Origin of the sequence: Salipiger pentaromativorans (assembly GCF_024721115.1) — a bacterium.
GTDB lineage: Bacteria > Pseudomonadota > Alphaproteobacteria > Rhodobacterales > Rhodobacteraceae > Salipiger > Salipiger pentaromativorans.
The window spans coordinates 1-20697 of record NZ_JAMDHK010000014.1; the positions used below are offsets into that span (position 1 = coordinate 1).

The 20697-nt window shown below is 63.0% G+C and carries 15 protein-coding genes and 1 tRNA gene; 1 reads left to right on the plus strand and 15 read right to left on the minus strand.

The features are described 5' to 3' along the window. Positions 1 to 57: 57 nt before the first annotated feature. The 5 genes from M4578_RS18240 to M4578_RS18260 form a co-directional block, all read right to left on the minus strand. Complete coding sequence (locus M4578_RS18240; protein ID WP_258094733.1) at positions 58 to 1548, minus strand: calcium-binding protein; 1491 nt, start codon at positions 1546 to 1548, stop codon at positions 58 to 60. An 828-nt stretch (positions 1549 to 2376) separates the two neighbouring features. Further along, positions 2377 to 2952, minus strand: coding sequence for a hypothetical protein (locus M4578_RS18245; protein WP_258094734.1), 576 nt, complete (start codon positions 2950 to 2952; stop codon positions 2377 to 2379). A 7-nt stretch (positions 2953 to 2959) separates the two neighbouring features. Beyond that, positions 2960 to 4516 carry a glycosyltransferase family 2 protein gene (locus M4578_RS18250; RefSeq protein ID WP_258094735.1) on the minus strand — a complete coding sequence of 519 codons (1557 nt, stop codon included), beginning with the start codon at positions 4514 to 4516 and terminating at the stop codon, positions 2960 to 2962. 385 nt (positions 4517 to 4901) lie between these two features. Further along, positions 4902 to 5099 carry a helix-turn-helix transcriptional regulator gene (locus M4578_RS18255; protein WP_258094736.1) on the minus strand — a complete coding sequence of 66 codons (198 nt, stop codon included), beginning with the start codon at positions 5097 to 5099 and terminating at the stop codon, positions 4902 to 4904. A 220-nt stretch (positions 5100 to 5319) separates the two neighbouring features. Then, positions 5320 to 5394: transfer RNA gene (locus M4578_RS18260), tRNA-Phe, on the minus strand. 149 nt (positions 5395 to 5543) lie between these two features. On the opposite strand from M4578_RS18260, the gene mnmH reads away from it, so the two are divergent. After that, positions 5544 to 6602, plus strand: a complete 1059-nt coding sequence (mnmH, locus tag M4578_RS18265) for a tRNA 2-selenouridine(34) synthase MnmH (RefSeq protein WP_258094737.1) — start codon at positions 5544 to 5546, stop codon at positions 6600 to 6602. Here mnmH and selD read toward each other — a convergent pair. From selD to urtB, 10 genes are all read right to left on the minus strand, one after another. After that, the gene (selD, locus tag M4578_RS18270) at positions 6584 to 8761 is read right to left on the minus strand and encodes a selenide, water dikinase SelD (RefSeq protein WP_258094738.1); all 2178 of its coding nucleotides are present in this window, start codon (positions 8759 to 8761) and stop codon (positions 6584 to 6586) included. The two genes, mnmH and selD, sit on opposite strands and share 19 nt — an antisense overlap. 464 nt (positions 8762 to 9225) lie before the next feature. Next, positions 9226 to 10254 (minus strand): ABC transporter ATP-binding protein, encoded by a 1029-nt coding sequence (locus M4578_RS18275; protein ID WP_258094739.1) that lies wholly within the window; start codon positions 10252 to 10254, stop codon positions 9226 to 9228. 5 nt (positions 10255 to 10259) lie between these two features. Then, the gene (locus M4578_RS18280) at positions 10260 to 11495 is read right to left on the minus strand and encodes an MGH1-like glycoside hydrolase domain-containing protein (protein ID WP_258094740.1); all 1236 of its coding nucleotides are present in this window, start codon (positions 11493 to 11495) and stop codon (positions 10260 to 10262) included. A 94-nt stretch (positions 11496 to 11589) separates the two neighbouring features. Then, positions 11590 to 12795, minus strand: a complete 1206-nt coding sequence (locus tag M4578_RS18285) for a carbohydrate ABC transporter permease (RefSeq protein WP_258094741.1) — start codon at positions 12793 to 12795, stop codon at positions 11590 to 11592. An 85-nt stretch (positions 12796 to 12880) separates the two neighbouring features. Beyond that, a complete protein-coding gene (locus M4578_RS18290; RefSeq protein WP_258094742.1) occupies positions 12881 to 14122 on the minus strand; it encodes a carbohydrate ABC transporter permease in 1242 nt (413 codons plus the stop codon). A 65-nt stretch (positions 14123 to 14187) separates the two neighbouring features. Next, positions 14188 to 15537 (minus strand): ABC transporter substrate-binding protein, encoded by a 1350-nt coding sequence (locus tag M4578_RS18295; RefSeq protein ID WP_258094743.1) that lies wholly within the window; start codon positions 15535 to 15537, stop codon positions 14188 to 14190. Between the two features lie 288 nt (positions 15538 to 15825). After that, complete coding sequence (gene urtE, locus M4578_RS18300) at positions 15826 to 16521, minus strand: urea ABC transporter ATP-binding subunit UrtE (protein ID WP_258094744.1); 696 nt, start codon at positions 16519 to 16521, stop codon at positions 15826 to 15828. A gap of 73 nt (positions 16522 to 16594) precedes the next feature. Continuing rightward, positions 16595 to 17335 (minus strand): urea ABC transporter ATP-binding protein UrtD, encoded by a 741-nt coding sequence (urtD, locus tag M4578_RS18305; RefSeq protein WP_258094745.1) that lies wholly within the window; start codon positions 17333 to 17335, stop codon positions 16595 to 16597. Next, positions 17332 to 18519, minus strand: a complete 1188-nt coding sequence (urtC, locus tag M4578_RS18310; RefSeq protein WP_258094746.1) for an urea ABC transporter permease subunit UrtC — start codon at positions 18517 to 18519, stop codon at positions 17332 to 17334. The genes urtD and urtC overlap by 4 nt, the downstream gene beginning before the upstream one ends. Before the next feature lie 187 nt (positions 18520 to 18706). Further along, positions 18707 to 20665 carry an urea ABC transporter permease subunit UrtB gene (gene urtB / locus M4578_RS18315; RefSeq protein ID WP_258094747.1) on the minus strand — a complete coding sequence of 653 codons (1959 nt, stop codon included), beginning with the start codon at positions 20663 to 20665 and terminating at the stop codon, positions 18707 to 18709. Positions 20666 to 20697 lie beyond the last annotated feature (32 nt).

Genomic DNA, 20697 nt, shown 5'->3' on the forward strand with positions numbered 1-20697 from the left:
GCTGCTTGGGCATGATGGGGCTTCCTTCTTCGTCCCGCAAAGTCTATACCAAACCCCTCAGAGCGCGAGGTTTTTCAGACCTTCCCTAAGAGTGAAGTAAACATCTCCATCTATTGTTGTTTGCCACATATTGAAGTCGGACCGAGAGGAAACGCCGGCAAACCCACTGAAGTCGATTTTGTCTTCTCCGATCACAAAATCCTCAATTCTATCCAGTTGGTCGTTTCTCTCGGCGGTTGTCCCCGAGGTGTTGGCCCAATCTATGAGATGGCCAGTGTTGAACTTGAAGATGTCGGCACCGCCTTGACCCCAAACAATGTCCTGTTCTGTGCCGCCAATAATTGTGTCGGTTCCGGATCCAGCGTAAATTGTGTCTTCACCGACATCACCGTATATCTCATCATCTCCGTTATCACCGTATATCTCATCATCACCATTTCCTCCGCGTAGATAGTCATTTCCCGCGGCCCCGCGTATGAGATCACCTCCATCTTGACCACGTACGGTGTCATCTCCCGTCCCAGCTCGAAGCGTATCATTCCCGCTCGCCCCTTCGAGGGAGTCTGAGCCTGTTCCGCCAAAAATGGAATCATTTCCATCTTCGCCATAGATCACGTCATCTTCACTGCCGCCATAGAGGGTGTCATTTCCAGTTCCGCCATAGATAAGATCATCGTCGAGACCCCCCGCGATCATATCGTCACCGCTTCCACCGTAGACAGTATCATGACCGCCATTGGCGTCGATAACATCTCCACCACCGTTCCCGTAGATGGTATTCGAGTCTCCTCCTCCATCGTATATGCGGTCTGCCGAGCTGGAACCGTTCACAGTTCCTGCGCCCACAGAAATGATATTCAAGGAATTCTCGATATCCTCATAGAGATGGTGCTCAACGTAGTTCAGTTGATCAATGTATGCCACTGTGGGAAGAGAGGCGAGGAGCGCGAGCGAAAATTCAACATCACGGAAATGATCTTCTTCAATGTCACCGGTCGTTTTACGCGCTCCTTCAAGCGCGTATGCTGCTTTATTGTCGATCACCAACCATTGCTGCCCAAGATGTTCGACGACTCTTACCCCGCTTGGTAGGTTTCCCAAGTCTAGTTGAGTGCCGCCTATCCAGATGCTGTCCCTTGAGTTGTCAAAGTCATCAATTCTCCCAACAAGCATCCCATCGGCGTATGATCGGTTCTCAAATACAAACTGGTCGTTCCCTTGGCCTCCAAACACATGATGTCCGTCCCGGCTTGCCCAGGAGACGTCATTCGTCAAGTCCATAGAAATAGTGTCATCCCCGCTACCTCCATACATGTGCACTTGTGCACCACTGTCTTTCGATGCAAAGAGATAGTCATTTCCATTCATGCCATACAATCCACCTTTGTGTCCGTCATGGTAGATATGATCATGACCATTGCCGCCGTAAAGCAAATCGGCGCCACCGTTGCCTCGGATAGTATCATTTCCTCCCAGACCATTGATGGTGTCGTTTGCGGCATCCCCAGCCAAGTTGTCCGCGTTGCTCGTTCCATTGATAACAGCCATTTTCCACTCTACTCCATGATTGTTCCGGGAAGAGCAATCTCACGCTCCACCTAGGGTAGCTTATGCGATTGACGTATACCCTAAAAGTGGTATTTCAAAAAACTTGGTTGAGAAAACTAATACAAGAAGGCGCCGCCTGCCGCCTTGGCTAACTCAAACAAGGTACAGGCGTTCGGGTTCGCATTGCTATGCAAAGGTGCTAGAAGGCCAAGCCCCAACGGTTCTACCGGCTGTGTTGGTGGGATGCGAAGACATTTGTGTCGAGCTCAGATCGACAGCGGAATGTTCCCACGCACACCTGTAGGACGCGCGAGCGCTATCTGCGGTTCGCCGTCGAAGATGCGTGTGAGTTGAAGGCCTGATGAATCGTGTCGAGGATAACCTTCCTGCACCGTGACGTTTACGATCTGTTAATATAGTTGCTTTAATTAGGGGGATGAAAGGATATCTGTAATGGCCCGAGATGTAACAAATTTGGAAGAACGGATCGTCCAGCTTGAGATCGCGCTATCTGAGTACGTCATGATGTATGGCTTCACAGTTGCAGCTCGAATCTGCATGGTTGGACCACAGTCCAAGGGCAAGAACATAGCATGTTCGCTTGTTCGCCCCTATCAAGCGCATGATATTGGATCAGCGGTGCCTGCAAACCAGAATCGCTTAGAGTTCAGCCCAATGCCTCCCAGCTGAAGTCATTCTGGGCATTCGATCAACGGTCAGCTTCCGATAGCGGGCTGTAGTATGGTTGTACTCTAAGAAATTGATCAGTTCTTTTTCAGACGTGGTGATGACACTGGCTGCGCGTCACCGCTATTTCGTTAGCCCCCCTCAAGGCTTCAAGGTGGAGGCAAAAGATCCTACATACCCCGGGCTTTTAATTATATTTGACAGGATATTCGAAAACTCAGAAACCCTGAGCCGCTTTATATTTCCGTTATGCGAGGCGATTTCCTGAACAATTCCTTCCGAAAATGCGTCGTTGCGCTCATGTATCACCTTGATGCCCCGAACGTTTTGCAGGTCAGGAAATGTTTTCTGGCTCACTGCATTGAAACCCAGATCTTGCTCACAGGGTTCCGGGTTCGCCAAGACGATCTTCGCAGGAAAGAGCTCAGCCGCAAAAGCGAGGCTGGGCACAACGGCACCGTTGCAGGCAATGAGGCCGAACTCGTCTGAAACGAACGTTCGAACCATCTCCAGCGCTGCTACGAGTTCCGACACGTTATACGGCTTACTTTCATCAATATAGAGATCGATGCAGTTCGCATCTCGGCACTCGATGATACGCTTACGTGCGCGCCAGGCTTTTCTCGTGTCAGCAAAGAGAACGGTTGGACCCCTTCGGGTTCGTTCAGTCCACGCAAGTTTAATTGCATCTCCAAACTTTAGAACGCTACTCGTCATTTTCTCGTCACCTCCGAAGATCTTGTTTCAGCATGTCCTCAAGTCGGGCGAAGAAGCGGGAGGGCTTTTCAGTGTTGAGCGAATATTCTAATAGACGAATTCTTCCGTCCTCAGCCATTTCTCGAACTCTCTTCTCATGAGAGGTCCAGTCGCTACGCCACTTTTCCAAAACCTCAGCCTCATTGGCCAGACCATGTGCCATCATGTGCTCGGAAATATATTTACCACCCCGAAATCGCTTCCTGCTGCGTAGCCATTGCTCAACTGGGCGGTAATTAAGGATAAATATTGATGAAGGGAAGTGGCGTAGAATGTACTCAAAATCATAGAAGCCATCATAGATATTTTCGCCTTTGCTACCGAATGAAATATCGCTGAGCAATTGGTATTGTTCATACCCAATGAACGGTTTTGCATTTCTCTCGATAGCGTCTTTCAAATTCTTCGCCAATCGACCATGATCCCAGTGGGCGTATGTCATTCCGCGGCGCCCAAACATTGCGCAAATTTCTTTTGTGCCACCCCGATTCATGCCAATCTGAAATATCTTCTGGTCCTCAGGAATAGCTTCATCGGAAGGGGCAGACATATGCTGGAATTCTTTGCCGCTAGTGACGTACGGGCTCACGAGATTCTCCACGTTCGTCTTGAAGTCCAGATGTGGTTTAAAAAACTGATCTGGATTTTTCCGGACTACCTGTGAATCTTCTGAAAGAACATTCAATGTCTCAAAGAGCTCACGCACGGCTACTGACCCGCCTTCCTCGCGTGCCAAGCCATACAGTGAATATCGGCGCTTCGCTTGTTCTGGCATTGTCTCAAAATATGCTTTATCATCAATTCTTCGCTCGTACTTGTCTCGCCAGTCTTCGATGGAACTTGGAAAAAAGTGCAGCAGAACCGCTTCATTTTGACTTATCGTTACCTCAGGAATATTCTCTCCATCTTTGCGGACAAAATGAATATTAAATCGCGCCGTTCGGTTTTTGCACCGTTTGAAGCTCTTTCCAACCTCATGTCCCTGAAAGCCATTCCGGAAGAATATTCCCAGCTCCCCATAAAGTTCCTCACCCCAGCCGCTACTCCACTCGGGCTTGAGCTTGAAGATGCCGTCAAACGATAGCTGACCGGGGGTGGGACATTCTAAGAACATGCGCTCGGCTGGCAATACGCGCACCGCATCAATTTCCGACGGTACCGCTTTCAGCATATTCGAAATGCTGCCAGCCGCTCTCGGAAGCAAGAATTCGTCAACGTCAATATGTGCAATCCAGTCGCTCTTACAGAGCTTTCTAGCGGCAAGTTCTGCGTTGTGGGTCTGACGTTGCCGATGTCCGCTCGGGCGGCCCTTTTTGGGGCGGCTCAAGTTCCAGAAACTCTCATCGCATTCGATGCACACAACCCTTGGGACGCCGGAGAACACCTTAGCCAACCCATCAGAAGGGTCATCGAAGAACAAAAATATCTCTTCGGCACCTTGGGCTAGATGGTGCGCGACGAAGGCTTCCACGAGCTTCTTTGGCTCCGCGCATGTCGAGACTACAGACCAACCTGAATCACTCATTGCTACCTCTGCCACGGTCGGCTGATGACCTTGCTTGATACTTGTCCAGTGAGCCCATCGGGGCACCGACTGAATCTCTGCTACCTACTAAGACAGCTCAGATAAGGCACAAAAAGGGCAAAAATAGGGAGTCCCTCGAAGTGTACCGGAAGGCTCGTCGCAAAGACAGCGTAACGTGCTGGCGATTTGCCCCCCCCACGGGGCGCGCTGCTCATCAACCATCCCGCGAGTGTACTGTTTTGACAAGGCTGCGGGGGCTCAACGGTACATGCGCTCGATCAGGGCCGAGCGCGCTTCATCCAGGTTTTTTGTCAAGGGTACCCAAACAGGAGAGAGATGAAAGTGGGTGATCGGGCTGTGCACACCCGATCACCCGGCTCCTGTATCAGGAGTGTCGGTCAGGCATTTCTCGGCGCGCAAGCCGGTCTTCCAGCCAGTCCAGGACTTCGGCCTCCACCCAGCCCACGCGGTTGACGCCCAGCCGGACCCGTTGCGGGAATTGGCCGGCTTTCTCCAAGCGAGCAATGTGTTGCGGCGAGTACAGGACCAGCTCCTTGACCTGGCGTTTTGAAAGTATCCTCATCACGATGTCTCCATGAGTGAAGAGCATCGCGATGCTCGGGTTTCGACAAGTTTCCCGAGAGGCTTCAAGGCTAGGACAAACGAGCTGCTTACCTCAACGATTCGGTGAAATAGGGCACATTTCGACACATAGCTTCGCGCCAAAAAGGGTGGACTAAACGGGGGGCTGAAAAATAAACCAGACGATTTTTTATTTAAAATCACAGGGTTGGTGAATATTGTGGTGCCCGGGGGCGGAATCGAACCACCGACACGAGGATTTTCAATCCACTGCTCTACCCCTGAGCTACCCGGGCACCGGAGAAGGGCGCCGCCCTTCGGGTGCAGGGGGGATAGCCGAGCCATAAGGCGGTGTCCAGAGGGTTTTCACCGAAAAAAACACATGCCCCCGCAGCAGATGCAATCCGGCTTCCCTCCGCCCGGCGCGCGCGCTACATCTGCGGGCATGGCGCGCAGCTTTCCGTCCCTCTCCGATTTCCTCAGCCACGGCTTCGATACGGTCATCGACGTGCGCAGCCCCGCCGAGTTTGCCGAAGATCACGTGCCCGGCGCCATCAACCTTCCCGTGCTCGACAACGAGGAACGCGCGCGCGTCGGCACCATCTACAAGCAGCAAAGCCCCTTTCTCGCGCGCAAGCTCGGCGCCGCGCTGGTGTTCCGCAACGCCGCCGCCCATATCGAGGGGCCGCTGGCACATCACGAGGGCGGCTGGCGGCCGCTGGTCTATTGCTGGCGCGGCGGGCAGCGCTCGGGCTCTTTCGCCTGGATGCTGCAACAGATCGGCTGGCGCGCCGAGGCGGTCGAGGGCGGCTATCGCAGCTACCGGAGGCTGGTCACCGGGGCGCTTTACGAGATGCCGCTGCCGCACCGGCTGATTCAGCTCGGCGGCTATACCGGCACCGCCAAGACCGCGCTGCTGCCGCGGCTCGCGGCGCGCGGGGTGCAGATGGTCGATCTGGAAGGGCTGGCGCGGCACCGCGGATCCTTGCTGGGGGATATGCCGGGCGGGCAGCCCAGCCAGAAAGCCTTTGAGACCGGGCTCGCGCAGGCGCTGAGCCGACTCGATCCGGCGCGGCCGGTGCTGGTGGAGGCGGAAAGCAGCAAGATCGGCCAGATCCTGCTGCCGCCATCGCTGTGGGAGGCGATGAAACAGGCGCCCTGGATCGAGGTCTCGGCGCCGCTGGCGGCGCGCGCGGCCTATCTCGATGCGGCCTATGACGACATTCTGTCCGATGGCGAGCGGCTTCGGGACATGCTCTCGCCGCTGCGCTATCATCGCGGTCATGCGCTGGTGGATCGCTGGGAAGAGCTGATTGCGTCGGGCGCGCGTCTGGAGCTGTGCCGGTCGCTGGCGGCCGATCACTACGATCCGGCCTATGAGAAATCCATGGCGGCGATGACGCCGGATGTGCTGCGGCGCTTCGAGACGCCGACGCTGGACGATAGCGGCCTCGACCGGCTGGCGGACCGTATCGCCGAGGCGCTTCAGACGATCGAGATCTGACCCGGCCAGTCGCCGGCGATGCGGCCGATGACGGCGGCCTCATAGCCCAGAGCCTGCAGTTGGCTGACCGCCGCCGCGCCATCGGGGATGGCGGCGAGCAGGCCGCCCGAGGTTTGCGGATCGAAGAGCAGATCGAACAGTGGTTGCAGCGCCGGCTCCGAGGGGGTGTCGAGCGACGGGACAGCATCGCGATTCTTGGGGTAGAGCGTCGAGCGGATGGCTGCCTCTGCCAGCTCCTCGGCGCCGGGCAGCAGCGGGATCGCGTCGAGCACAAGCTCGGCGCTTTTGCCCGAGGCCATGCAGATCCCGTGCAGATGGCCGGCGAGGCCGAAGCCCGTGACATCGGTCATCGCATGCGCGCCGGCGAGCAGCGTCGCCGCGTCGCCCTGCGGGCGGGTCATGCTCGTGAGCGCCTCGGCCACCCAGTCGCCCCTTGCCAGCCCCATCATTTCGGCGGCCATGATCACGCCGGAACCCAGCGGTTTGGTCAGCACCAGATCGTCGCCCTCCCGCGCGCCGGATAAGGTGATCGGCGCGGTGTCGCAAAGCCCGGTGATCGTGAAGCCGATGGTCAGTTCGTCGCCCATGGAGGAATGCCCGCCGACGATCTCGGCGCCCGCGCTGCGCAGGATTTCCGAGGCGGCGGTGAGGATCTCGGTCAGCGTGCGTTCCGCCAGCGGCTCGGACATGCGGGGCAGGGTGAGGCTGGCGGTGGCGGCCTGCGGCGCGGCGCCCATGGCCCAGATGTCGCCAAGCGCGTGCACGGCGGCGATGCGGGCCATGACCACCGGGTCTGCGGTGAAGGCGCGCAGATGGTCGGTGGTCAGCACCTGACGGGTGCCGCCGGTGGTCAGCAGCGCGGCGTCGTCGCCGGGCAGGGGGGTGACATCGGCGCGCTCGGGCGGCGGCAGGTGTGCCAGCGCCGCCGAGAGTGCATCGCGCCCGACCTTGGCGCCGCAGCCGCCGCACATGGGTTTGTCGCCGAGCGCCTCCTTGCTGCCCGCGGCGCGAGGCGTGGGAAGGGGCGGCGGCTGCATCTGCGGCAGCGCCTGGAATTTCTCCATGAACCGACGGTCGATGCGGTCCTTCCAGCGCCACATCAGCGGGCCCGAGAGCGCCAGGCCGAAGCGGTCGCCAAGGGCGGATCTTTCGCCCAGAGAGATGAGCTTGAGGTAATCCTTTTGCGGGCGATAGGGGCGGGGCGTGGCGTCGCCGGTCAGTCTGGCGCGCAGGTTGTCGAAGAGGACGGGCGCCTCGCGGACTGCATAGACGCCGGCCTTGGGGCGCGGGCTTTGCGTCAGATGCGCGCAATCGCCGGCGGCGAAGACATCCGGGTCGGAGCTTTGCAGCGTTGGGGAGACGGCGATGAAGCCCCCGTGCAGGGCGAGCCCGGTGCCGGCCAGCCAGGGGTGCGGCCAGGCGCCCGCCGCGCCGGTCACGAAGGCGGCGGCGAGATGCGTGCCGTCGGCGAGGGTCAGACCCTCGGCGGTGATCGCGGTGATGTCCGCCTGTTCGTGCAGGGTGACGCCCTGGCGGGCGAGGGCGCGGCGGAGTTTTTCGGCGGCGGGCGGGCGCAGGGCAGACAGCGCGGCGCTGCGGTCGAGCAGGTGCACTTCGGCCGCGCGGCCGCGCGTTCTCAGCGCATGGGCCATCGCGGCGGCCAGCTCGGCCCCCGCCACGCCGCCGCCGATCACCGCGACCGAGGCGGGGCCGCCGCCATCGCGATAGCGCGCCCAGGCGCTGGCGAAGGGGCCAAGCGGCTTGGCGGGGATGGCGTGGTCTGCAAAGCCCGGCAGATCGGGCATGGCCGAGGTGATGCCGATATCGACGGAGGCCACGTCGAAGCCCACCGGCGGGCGTCCGGGGACGTGGATTTCGCGCGCCGCGAGGTCGATGCCCTCGGCGGCGCCAAGGATCACCCTTGCGCCTGCGAAACGCGCGAGTTTCACCAGGTCGATGTCCAGCGTCTCGCGGTCGTAATGGCCCGCGACAAAGCCTGGCAGCATGCCGGAATAGGGCGCGGTGGGGCCGGGGTTGATGACGGTGACACGGGCGCCGGGCAGCGGTTTCATCCCCCACATGCGCAGCACCAGCGCATGGGTATGCCCGCCTCCGATCAGCACCAGATCGCGGGTCAGGGGCAGGGTGGGGGGCATCATGGGCGCGGCTCCTTGGGAGAATAGGTCGCCTCTAGCATGGGGGAGCGGGGCTGCCCATGCGCCATGATGCGCGGATGCGGATGGTTTGGGGGGCTGGTGGCGCTGAAGTCGCCCTTGTCACAAGCGCCAAATATGCCGGGCCCAGCGGTTGCCCGTGGGCTGACGCACTGACCTGTTGAATCCCGTCGTTTATCCCGGCCAGACCCGAAGGACCTCGCAGCTATGCGCTTGCGTTACCAAAGCGTCAGCCCGCCCGAACGGGCCGCCGCTGGGCCCGGTGCGTTCGGCTTGATTCCGGGCCAGGGGGCAGGGATTGGGTGTTCCATTCGAGAAACCGACCGCAAAGCCAAACCCGGAGGCCCCGGATCAAGTCCGGGGCGGGAGGAATGCGGATCTGTAGGGTGGGCAATCCTGCCCACCGTGCCCGCAACGTATCGAAAGGCGCTCTGCGGCCTCACGCCAACTCACCCCCGGATCGCCAGCCCCGCCTTGTCGAAGAGATGCGTCTGACCGTCCTCGAACACCAGCCCGCAGGTGGCGCCCGGCACCAGTCCGGTCTCGCCATGGCTGCGCACGGTCAGCTTTCCCGCGCCCTCGCAGTCCACGATCACATAGGTGTCGGCGCCGAGATACTCCATCACATCCACGATGCCGTCGATTTGCCCGGCCCCCGGTGCGCCCAGCGAAATATGCTCGGGCCTGATGCCGAAATGCTCGGCCTTCGCAGGCAGCGGCGCATCGAGCCGCAGCCCGGCGGTCGCCGCCGGAAACACGTTCATCTTGGGCGAGCCGATGAACTGCGCCACGAACAGGTTGCCGGGCCGCTCGTAAAGCTCGCGGGGCGAACCCACCTGGCTCACCTTGCCCGCCTCCAGCACCACGATGCGGTCGGCAAGCGTCATCGCCTCCACCTGATCGTGGGTCACATAGATCATCGTCGATTGCAGCGCCTGGTGCAGCTTGGCGATCTCGTAGCGCATCTCGACCCTGAGCGCCGCGTCGAGGTTCGACAGCGGCTCGTCGAAGAGAAACGCCGTCGGGTCGCGCACGATGGAGCGCCCGATGGCCACCCGCTGGCGCTGCCCGCCGGAAAGATCCTTGGGCCGCCGGTCGAGCAAGGCCTCAAGCTTCAGCACCCGCGCCGCCTCGTCCACCTTGGCGGCCATTTCGGGTTTGGGCACCCCGGCCGCCTTCAGCGAGAACCCCATATTCTCGCGCACCGACATATGCGGGTAGAGCGCGTAGCTCTGGAACACCATGGCCAGCCCGCGCCGCGCCGGCGGCTCGGAGGTCGCATCCTTGCCGCCGATCAGGATCTGCCCGCGCGAGGTTTCCTCCAGCCCGGCGATCATCCGCAGAAGGGTGGATTTCCCGCAGCCCGAGGGGCCGACGAAGATGACGAACTCGCCTTCCTCGATGTCCAGATCGACGCCCTTGATGACCTGCGCGTCGCCATACCATTTCTCGACGGCTTTCAGCTCGATGCTTGCCATGTCTCTTACCTCCCCGCCCAGGCCAGCCAGCACGCGGCGGTCCAGGTGAAATTATCGCCACCGCAGGGGGCGGCATCCATCGGATCGAAATATTCGCGAAACCCCGATGCCTCGATCAGCGCCGCGCTTTCCTCGCGCAGCCGCGCCTCGTCCCAGTCCTTGCCGGCGCTGAGAAACCCCAGGGCGATGAGCGCGTTCATCTGCGGCCAGACCGGCCCGCGCCAGTAGCGCTTGCGCTCGAAGCTCGCCGCCCCCGGGTCGGACGAGGGCAGCCCGTAGGTCACTGCGTCCCACATGCGGGCGAGATGCGCCTCCATCTCGGGCCTCTCGCAACGCGCCAGCCAGCAGAGCAGGGCGCCCGAGCCGATCACACCCGCCCATTTGCCGCTGCGCAGATCCTTCGCGTCATAGGCGCCGAGATCCGCGTTCCAGAGCGTCTGCACCCCCTCGCGGAGCTGCGCCGCCCAGGCCTCGATCTCCGCCACATCCTCGCCGAGCGCGCGCCCGATCGCGGCCAGATCGTCATGGGCGCGGATGAGAATGAAGGTGATGCCCGGATCGGCCATGAGGAAGGGGCAATCGGCTACGATCCGTGCCTGATCCCAGCCGCACTCCTTGCCGAACCGCACCAGCGCGAGATAGCGGTCGTATTCCTGCTTGGTGGGGCGCTGGGCGCCATCCACCTGGGCCGCGTCGCGCCGCGCATAGTCGCCCGTGCCGGAGCCATCCACATTGGCCAGCCCGACATCCCAGTCGGGGCAATTGTCGCGGCCCGATTCCCAGGGGTGGCACACCGCCACCGCGCCGGACCCGCAGCGCGTCTCCATCCACCAGCGGTGCCAGGCCATCAGCTTCGGATAGAGCGCCCGCATCGGCGCCTCCCCGGCCTCGCGGTCGCCCTCCCAGATCATCCGCGCCAGCGTCGCGGCGACCGGCGGCTGCGAGATCCCCGAGGTCGGCACCTCGCCGCCCGCGCCCCAGACCTCCGGCCCCGGAAAATAGCCCGGCGCGTCGTCGTGGAACACCATATGCGGCACCATCCCGTCCGGCCATTGCGCGGCAAAGAGCGTCTCCAGCTCGCGCCACGCCCGCGCATTGTCGAAGGTGGAAAACCCCCAGGCGGCAAAGGCGCTGTCCCAGTTCCACTGGAACGGATAGAGCATGTCGGTCGGCACCGTATAGCCGCCCCGGTCGTTGCCGCGCAGCACGGCGCGGGCCTGATCGTCGAGACTATCGCTCACGGCGCGCTCCTCTCCACGCCGCGCGGCTGCCCGGCGCGGTCGACATTTGAAACACGCCCCCGGCGTCTTTCATTTTGCGATGCAAACCCATGTCTCACCCCTTGACGCTCCCCGCCGTCAGCCCCTTGGTCATGAAGCGTTCCAGCCCGAGGAACAGCACCATGATCGGCACCGTGGCGATGACGGCGCCCGCCATCAGATGCTGGCGCGGCACCTCGGACGAGTTCAGCGAGGCGATCCCCCGCGTCAGGGTGAATTTCGACGGATCGTCGAGCAGCATGAAGGCCAGTAGGAACTCGTTCCAGGCGATCATGAAGACGTAGAGCGACACCGAGGCCAGCGCCGGCAGCGACAGCGGCAGGGTGATCTGCCAGATCACCTTGAGGCGGCTCAGCCCGTCCATGAGCCCGGCCTCCTCGATCTCCGCAGGCAGCCCGCGGAAATAGCCCTGAAGCATGTAAAGCGCCACCGGGATCGTCGTCACCGGATAGATGATCACGATGCCGAAGATGGTGTTGCGCAGCCCCGTCATCGAAAAGGCGATATAGATCGGCAGCGCCAGCACAATCATCGGCACCATGTAGATGAGCAGGATCGAGCGCGCAAACAGCGCCTGCCCCCGGAACCGCAGCCGCGCCACCGCATAGGCGCCGGGAATGGCGAAGGCCAGCGTGATCAGCACGGTCAGCACCGAGACATAGAACGAGGTCCAGAGATAGGAGCCGAAACTGTACTCGGTCATCAGCTCGCCATAGCTGCGGAAAAGCGACAGCCCCTGCGTGAGGTCGATGGAGAAATCCAGCGGGTTGGCCATGAGCTGCGCCTGGTTCTTCAGGCTGGTCATCACCATCACATAGAAGGGGATGAGCACGATGGCGGTGAAGAAGATATAGCCGAAGCCGGTCAGAAACCGGATCACCGCCTCCTCGAACTCATGCCGGGTGAGCGCGCCGATCCGGCACTCCTCGAGGATCTTGCGCGCCCCCAGCGCGGTGAAGAGCGCCACCGCGCCATGACCCAGGGCAAGCGCAACCACACCCGTGCCATCCCCCGAGGCCATCGGGCCGATTCCCAAAACCCCCAGCACAAACACCCCCAGCGCCGCGCCCCAGAGCGTCACCGCCCCGAAGAGCGCGCCGAACCCGATGCCCGCGCCCCAGAGGAGCGACCAGAGCAGCGCGGGCCGGAACGGCGCGCCGGTGGCAAAGCTCATCGCCACCGCCAGCGTCACCGCGATGACGAAACACCACAGCGCCCCCAGCACCGGCGCCGTCACGGAACCGTATCTCAGGGTCTTCATGCGACACCCCGCATCTTCTTCTCTTTCCAAATACGCAAAAAACCGCCCGCGCGGCCGGGCGCTCCGCCGGTCATGACGCGCGCGCTCAAAGCCCTTCCTCCCGGCTCATCACCTTGAAGAAGAAGAGCGAAAAGAGCAGCAGGCAGCAGAAGATCACCACCGCCACCGCCGCGCCCGCGCCGATGTTCGACAGCGCAAAGGCCTGTTCGTAGACATTCACCGTCAGCACCCGCGTGCCGGCATTGCCGCCCGTCAGCAGGAAGATGTCGTCGAACTTGTTGAAGGTCCAGATGAAGCGCAGCAGGAACAGCACCGAGAGGATCCCCAGCAGCTGCGGCAGCGACAGATACCAGAATTTCTGGAAGGGCGAGGCACCGTCCATGTCGGCGGCCTCGTACATGTCGTGGTCGATGCTCTGCATCCGCGCGAGGATGAAGAGGAACGACAGGGGGAAATAGCGCCAGATCTCGAACAGCGTCACCATCAGCAGCGCCAGCGGCCGCTCGCCGAAGAAATTGATCGCGCCCTCGCTCACCCCCATCTGGATCAGCAGCGCATTGGCCGAGCCCGAGAACGGATCGAAGAGCAGGATCCAGGCAAAGGCCACGGCGATCACCGGAGCCACATAGGGGAAGAGGTAAAGCCCGCGCAGGATGCCCTGACCCTTGAAGCTCTTGTTCAGCAGCATGGCGGCGAACAGCCCCATGATCAGCGCGCCGAGCGTGCCGAAGACCGTATAGAACAGCGTCACCCCCAGCACCGACCAGAATTCTCCGCCATCGAAGATCTGGGCGAAATTCTCCAGCGTGAAGTCAAAGCTCGTCAGGATGTTCCGCGCCTCTCCGCCCATGACCGGATCGCTGTCCGTGGCGCCGGGCCCCGCGAAATAGGCCTCCGTGGCGGTCACCGGAATGCGCAGCTGCTCGCGTGCGCCGCCCTCCCAGTCGCCAAATGCACAGGAGAGCCGCCCATCCGCGATGGTGCAGCGCGGGTCCAGTTCGCCCGCCTCCAGCCCCTCGGGCCAGGCGTCGCTCAGCGTGACCCCCAGAATGGGCTGGTCCTGCGAGGAGTTGCGCAGCCGGTAGCGCAGCGTCGCCTCATCGCCCGGTGCCGCCAGATCGCCGCGAATATCCTCGCGCACCACCGGGGCGGGCGGGCGCAGATCGGCGAGTCCCACCGGCTTGAAGCTGATCCAGAACACCGCCAGCAGCGGCAGGATCACCACCAGCGACACCGCCGCCAGCGTCGGAAACAGCAGCCCCCAGGCCAGCCGCGCCTCGCGTCTGGCCAGCGGGCCGGTGCCGGTGGGGGGCACAGCGTCTGTCATGGAAAACCTCCCGTCCCGGACGTGGTCCGGGACCTCCGGTCAGAGGTCCCGGCGCGGGGCGGCGATCAGTCGATCGCGCCCAGTTCCTCGTTCAGCCTGGCGACGGCGGCGGGGGCGTCGATCTGCCCGTCGATATACTCCCGCACCACCCGGTTCACCGCCTGGCTGTTGATCATCTTCGAGGCCAGCGCCAGCTGCCCGTCGGCCACGCCCCAGCGCTGCGCCACGTCGAGCCCGGCGACGATCTCGTCGATCATCTCCTGCGGGTAGAGGTCGCCCAGCGGCGCCTTGCGGTCCACGCCGACCGGCAGTTTCGACCATTCGGTGACGAATTTCTCAGGCGCGTCCGCCGTGCCGCGCCGGATCGGGAACTTGCCCTCGGGCGCGATGGCCAGCGTCTCCACATAGCCCTGGTCGAGCGAATATTCGACAAAGGCCTCGGCGGCGTCGGTGGCCGCGTCCGAGGTGATGCCGAAGAAGTTCAGGCTCGCCCAGGCGGCGCCGTCGGGGTTCGAGGGGCCGGAGAAATTGGTCACGATTCCGGTTTTCGAGGCCAGCTCGGTCGAGGTCGGGTCATCGTTGATGGTGGGCGGCGCGCTGTCGCGCAGGCCCGCCAGCTCGTCGAGGATGAAGGGCGACCAGATGATCATCGCGGCGTTGCCCGAGAAATAGAGCGTGCGCGACTGGTCCCAGTAGAGATCGCCCGGAGGCGAGGCCTCGGCGATGGTCTTGTAGAACTCCAGCACCTCGGTGGTCTTGGCCTCGTCGAGCGGTGCGAACCCGTCCGGCCCCACCGGCGACACGCCATTGGCGAGGAAGACATGTTCCAGCACCTGAGACATGAAGGCCTCGTCGACCTTGGTGGCGGCCACGAAGCCATACATCGACGGCGGATTGTGCAGCGCCTCCAGCGCCGTTTCGACGGCGGCGTAAGAGGTCGGCGCCTCCAGCCCCGCAGCGTCGAAGAGATCCTTGCGGTAAAGGATCATCTGCGTCCAGCCGTCGACCGGCACCGAGGCGTAACCGTCCTCGAAGCTCGCCATCGCCAGCGCGCCGGGCGCGAATGTGTCGGCGCCCAGATCCTCGATCACGTCGGTGGCGGCCTCCGGGTCGAGAATGCCCGCCTCGGCCCAGGGCAGGGCGTAGGAGAGCGGATGATAGATCACGTCCGGCAGGTCACCCGCGGCATAGGCGGCGGTGGCGCGGGTGCCAAGCTCGCTTTCGGTGACGGGGATCACCTCGACCTCATGACCCGACGCCTCGGCAAAGGCCGCCGCCATCGCCTCCTGACGGGCCAGCCGCTCGGGCTGCTCTTCGGTGGTCCAGAAGCGGATGGTCTCCGCCCCGGCGGCGCTGGCTGTCAGCGCAAGCGCCATGGCGGCGCTGCCCAAAAGCGGCATACGAATCGATTTCATCAGGTCCTCCTGTCACAAAGCGTCGGAAACGCACGGGTCGCCCGGCGGTCCCACGGGGGCCGGACGGTCAAAAAACGCGGATCTGGAGTGTCTGCCCCCGTGCCTGCGGCGCTTTCACCGCTTGGCCCCGCGCCCTCGGGCACGGGATCTGTGGCACGTCCTCGGTTCTCTGCCTTTGGCAGCATGCAAACAATTCTCCCGAGCGGGAGAATTGGCGCTCAAAGCGATTTGGGCAAGCGGAAAATCCGCCGCGCCGCAGCAATTTAGCCGGGATCGCTCACCCGTGGCTCAGATCGAAACCTTGGCCAAAAGCGCCTCGCGGTCGATCTCGCCCGCCTTGCCCGCCAGCGAGACGGCGCCGCGCTGCACGGCGACAAAGCTGTCGGCAAGCTCCCACATGAAATCGAAATACTGTTCCACGAGGATGATCGCCATGCCGCCCTGATCGCGCAGCTGCGAGATCACCCGCCCGATCTGCTGGATGATATTGGGCTGGATGCCCTCGGTCGGCTCGTCGAGCAGCAGCACGCGGGGCTTGGTGATCAGGGCGCGGGCGATGGCCAGCTGCTGCTGCTGCCCGCCCGAGAGATCGCCGCCCCGGCGGTGCAGGAAATCCTTGAGGATCGGGAACAGCTCGAAGATGTGGTCGGGCACCTTGTGCTCGGATTTCGGCAGGCAGGCAAAGCCGGTCTCGAGGTTCTCCTGCACCGTCATCAGCGGGAACACCTCGCGCCCCTGCGGCACATAGGCGATGCCCGCGCGCCCCGCCTGAAAGGCGTTGAGATGGTTGAGCGGCGCGCCGTCGAGCGTGATGGCGCCGCCGCTGTAAGGGTGGCGGCCCGCGATGGCCTTCAGCAGCGAGGTCTTGCCCACGCCGTTGGTGCCGGTCACGGCGGTGACCTTGCCGGGTTCCGCCGTCAGCGAGATGCCGTGCAGGATCTGGCTCTGGCCGTAATGCAGGGTGAGGTTGTCGACGCTCAGCATGAGGGACCTCCGGGCGCGGGGGCTTTGCGCGGCAGTGGCGCATCGTTCCGTCGGGATGTGCGGGGCGCCATGATCAGCGCCCCAGATAGACTTCGATGACCTCGGGATTCGAGGTCACGTGATCGAGCGAGCCTTCCGCCAGCACCGACCCTTCGCAGAGCACCGTCACCTTGCAGTCGAGCCGCCGGATGAACTCCATGTCGTGCTCGACCACCACCACCGCGTGTTTCTCGGCGGCGCGCTTCAGCAGGTCGGTGGTGTGTTCGCGCTCGGCGGGGGTCATGCCGGCCGCCGGCTCATCCACCAGCAAAAGGCGCGGGTCCTGCGCCAGCAGCATGCCGATCTCCAGCCATTGCTTTTGCCCGTGGCTCAGCTCGCCCGCGATGCGCGGCAGGCTGTCGGTCAGGCCGATGGTCTCGGCCAGCTCCTCTATCCGCGCGGCACCGCGCTTGGTCTTGTGGTAAAGCAACACGTCGAAGGGCCCGCGCTTGTTCTTCAGCGCCATGGCGAGGTTCTCGCGCACGGTCTGCGCCTCGAAGACGGTGGGTTTCTGGAACTTGCGCCCGACGCCCGCCATGGCGATCTGGCTTTCGCTCATCTTCAAGAGCGAGATGGATTTCTCGCCATAGATCACCTTGCCCTCGTCGGGCCGGGTCTTGCCGGTGATGATGTCCATGAAGGTGGTCTTGCCCGCGCCGTTGGGGCCGATGATGGCGCGCAGCTCCGGCTCGCCGATCTGGAAGCTCAGGTTGTTGATCGCCTTGAACCCGTCGAAGCTGACGGAGACACCGGACATTTCGAGAAGCGTTTTCATTTCTTCTCTCCTCCTTCAGCGCTGCCGCGCGTCGCGATCAGGTCGAACAGCCCGCCGATGCCCTTGGGGGCGAGCAGGGTGACGGCGACAAAGCTCACGCCCAGCAGCACAAGCCACCAGTCGGTCCACTGGATCGTGTAGAAACCCAGCGGGATGTTGGGCGCGCCGCCGCTGGTGAACCAGCTCGACAGCAGCGAGACGAAGGCCGCGCCAAGCGCCGCGCCGTAAAGCCGCCCGCGCCCGCCGATGGCGACCCAGACCGCCAGGTAGATCGAGGCGATGGGCGCGATCTCGTTGGGGTTGATGATGCCCGCCTGCGGGTAATAAAGCGCGCCCGCGATGCCCGCGACGATGCCGGTCAGGGTGAAGACGAAAAGCTTGTAGCTCTCCACATGGTAGCCGAGGAAGCGCACCCGGCTTTCATTGTCGCGAATGCCCCGGATCACCGATCCCATCTTGCCCGAGACCACCCAGGCAAAGAGCACATAGCCCGCCCCCAGCGCCACGGCCGAGGCCCAGAAGAAGGCGATGGAGATCTGCGCCTGCGGCACCGCGTCGAGGCCGGGCAGGTTCTGCAGCCCCGAAAGGCCGTTGTTGCCGCGCAGTCCGGATTCGTTCTGGAACAGGTACAGCGACAGCGCCAGCGTCATGGCCTGCGTCAGGATCGACAGGTAGACGCCGGTCACCCGCGAGCGGAAGGCGAGCCAGCCGAAGACCAGCGCAAGCAGGCCCGGCACCAGCACCACCATGGCGATCTGCAGCCAGAAACTATGCGCGAAGATCCAGATCGGCGGAAAGTCCGAGCTGCCCACCACGCCGAAGATCTGCGTGCCGATGGCGTCGTGGATCTCTTCCGGGGTGGGCGGGATGGCGGCGGCGCGCAGGCTTTCGGTGATGATGATCTCGATGCGCGCATACATCAGCCACATGCCGATCATATAGCCGCCGAGCCCGAAAAACGCCATGTGGCCCAGCGACAGGATGCCGGTGTAGCCCCAGACCACATCCATGGCGATGGCCACCAGCATCAGGCAGAGCGTCTTGCCCAGCGTCTTGACGAAGCTCGTGGAGATCATGCCGTTGCCGGTCGCTTCCGACAGCACGGTGACGATCAGCACGAAGACCGCGAGCGAAAGCAGGAACCAGAAGACCGAGCGGTTCTGGGACAGGAAACTGCCGTTCATGACTGGATCTCCCTGAAGGCGGGGCGGGGCAGGGAGGCCGCCGCGCCGCCGCAAATCTTCCCTGAGTATTTGGGGAAAGATGAAAGACGATCCCTCCCCCTGCTTTCATCTTTCCGGAAAATACTCCCGCCGGAGGCAGGCCGGAACGCGGGGCCGGGTGCGGCTTGGCAGAAAGGCGTATCCATGCTCAATCCCCCGCCGCGCGGCCCTTGAGGGCGACGATGCCCTTGGGGCGGAACTGGATGAAGAGGATGATGAAGAGGATCATATAGGTCTGCGCCGCCAGCGTGTTGGACGGGTTGAAATACTCGATCCCTTTCTGGAGGATGCCGATCAGCCCGGCGCCCGCCAGCGTGCCCCAGACATTGCCGACGCCGCCCACGACCACGGTCATGAAGCTCTGCACGATGTAATCGGCGCCCATCTCCGAGGTGACCTTGGCATAAAGCCCGATGGCCACCCCCGCGATGCCGGCGATGCCCGAGCCGAGGCCGAAGGTCAGCATGTTGATCTTGTCGGGGTTGATGCCCATGGAGGCCGCCATGCCGGGGTTCTGCGTCACCGCGCGTACCTCCAGACCCAGCCGGGTCTTGTTCAGCACGAAGAGGATGAGCCCGAGAAAGATCAGCGCCAGCACGAAGATCGCGATGCGGATATTGGCGATGCCCACCACATCGTTCAGCACCCAGGCGCCGTCGAGCCAGGAGGGCGAGGTCAGCGGCCGGGCCTGCGTGCCGAAGATGTTTTTGGCCAGCTGCTGCAGCGCGATGGAGATGCCGAAGGTGGCCAGCAGCGTTTCCAGCGGGCGGTGGTAGAGCCAGCGGATCACCAGCCGCTCCATCGCCACGCCCGCGCCAAAGGTCACCGCGAAGGCGAGCGGCAGGGCGACGATGATGCTGACGGTGTAGTCGGGGATGATCTGCTGCACCACATAGCCGGTATAGGCGCCCATCATGATGAACTCGCCATGGGCCATGTTGATCACGCCCATCACCCCGAAGGTGATGGCGAGCCCGATGGCGGCGAGGAAATAGATCGAGGCCAGCGACAGCGCGTCGAGCCCGAGATCGAGCATCTGGTTGAAGAACACGCGGGTCTCCACCTCGTCGAGCGCCTCGCGGGCGGCCGAGGTGATGCTGGCGTCCGTCTCGTCGTATTCCTCGTAAAACACATGGGCGCTGACGGCGGTCGCCTCATCCGCCTTTGTGACCAGCGGCGGCACGGTGCCTGCGGCGGCCAGCGCCGCATAGGCGCGGTCGCGGCCGTCTTCGCTGACAAGCTGGCCCAGCGGCACGCCGCCCACCGCGCCATCGGCGATGTTCTCGGTCAGCGCGGCCTTGATCTGGTCGCGGCTCCAGATGGCGGGCGCGAGGCCGGCCTCGACAAGCCGGGCATAGGCCTCGTCTTCGGTCAGATCCTTGCCGGGCGTTAGGGTGCGGGCGATGTTGGCGTTCTCGGGCAGCGCCGTGGCCACGCCGGGTTTGGTGGTGAGGATCTGGTTCAGCACCGCGCGCACATCCACCGACAGCGCGCCGGACAGCGCCTCGATGGCGGCGATGCGCTCGTCTGCCGTATCGCCGAAGCGGGCGGCGAGCATGCCCGCCAGCCGCTCCTTGCGGGCCAGCAGCTCTGGATCGGTCTCGCCCGCGATGGAGTTGCGCAGCGGCTCCAGCTGGTCGGGTTCGGGGCTGCGGGCGATGGCGTCGAGCGCGGCGCTGCGGCGGGTAATGTCGGGATCGGAAAGCTGGAACTGCACCAGCGCGGTGGCGATGACCCGGCGGACGCCGCCATTGGGGCGGATCTGGGTCATCTCGGAGCCGGGCGCGGTGCCGGCGGGGGCGCCGCTGGCAATATCGCTCAGCGCATAATCGTCGCCCTGTTTCTCTGCGAAATAGAACAGCCCGTCGCTGCTGCGCTGATAGACGCCACGGTCGGCCCAGCGTTCGAGAAACAGCGGCACCGAAGGAAGGCCCGAGGCGGTCAGGGCCTCGATGAGCGTGCCGACGCTTTGCCGCCCGGGGCTGGCGACCTCTTCGGCCTGGGTCTGGAGGATCGTCTGAAGATCCTGATCCTGTGCCCGTGCCGGTCCCGCCGGCATGCAGAGACACAGAACGAGCGCGAAGGCGAGAAGAAGCGCACGCAACATATGGCAGCCTTTACGGAAAATCCGGAGGGGAG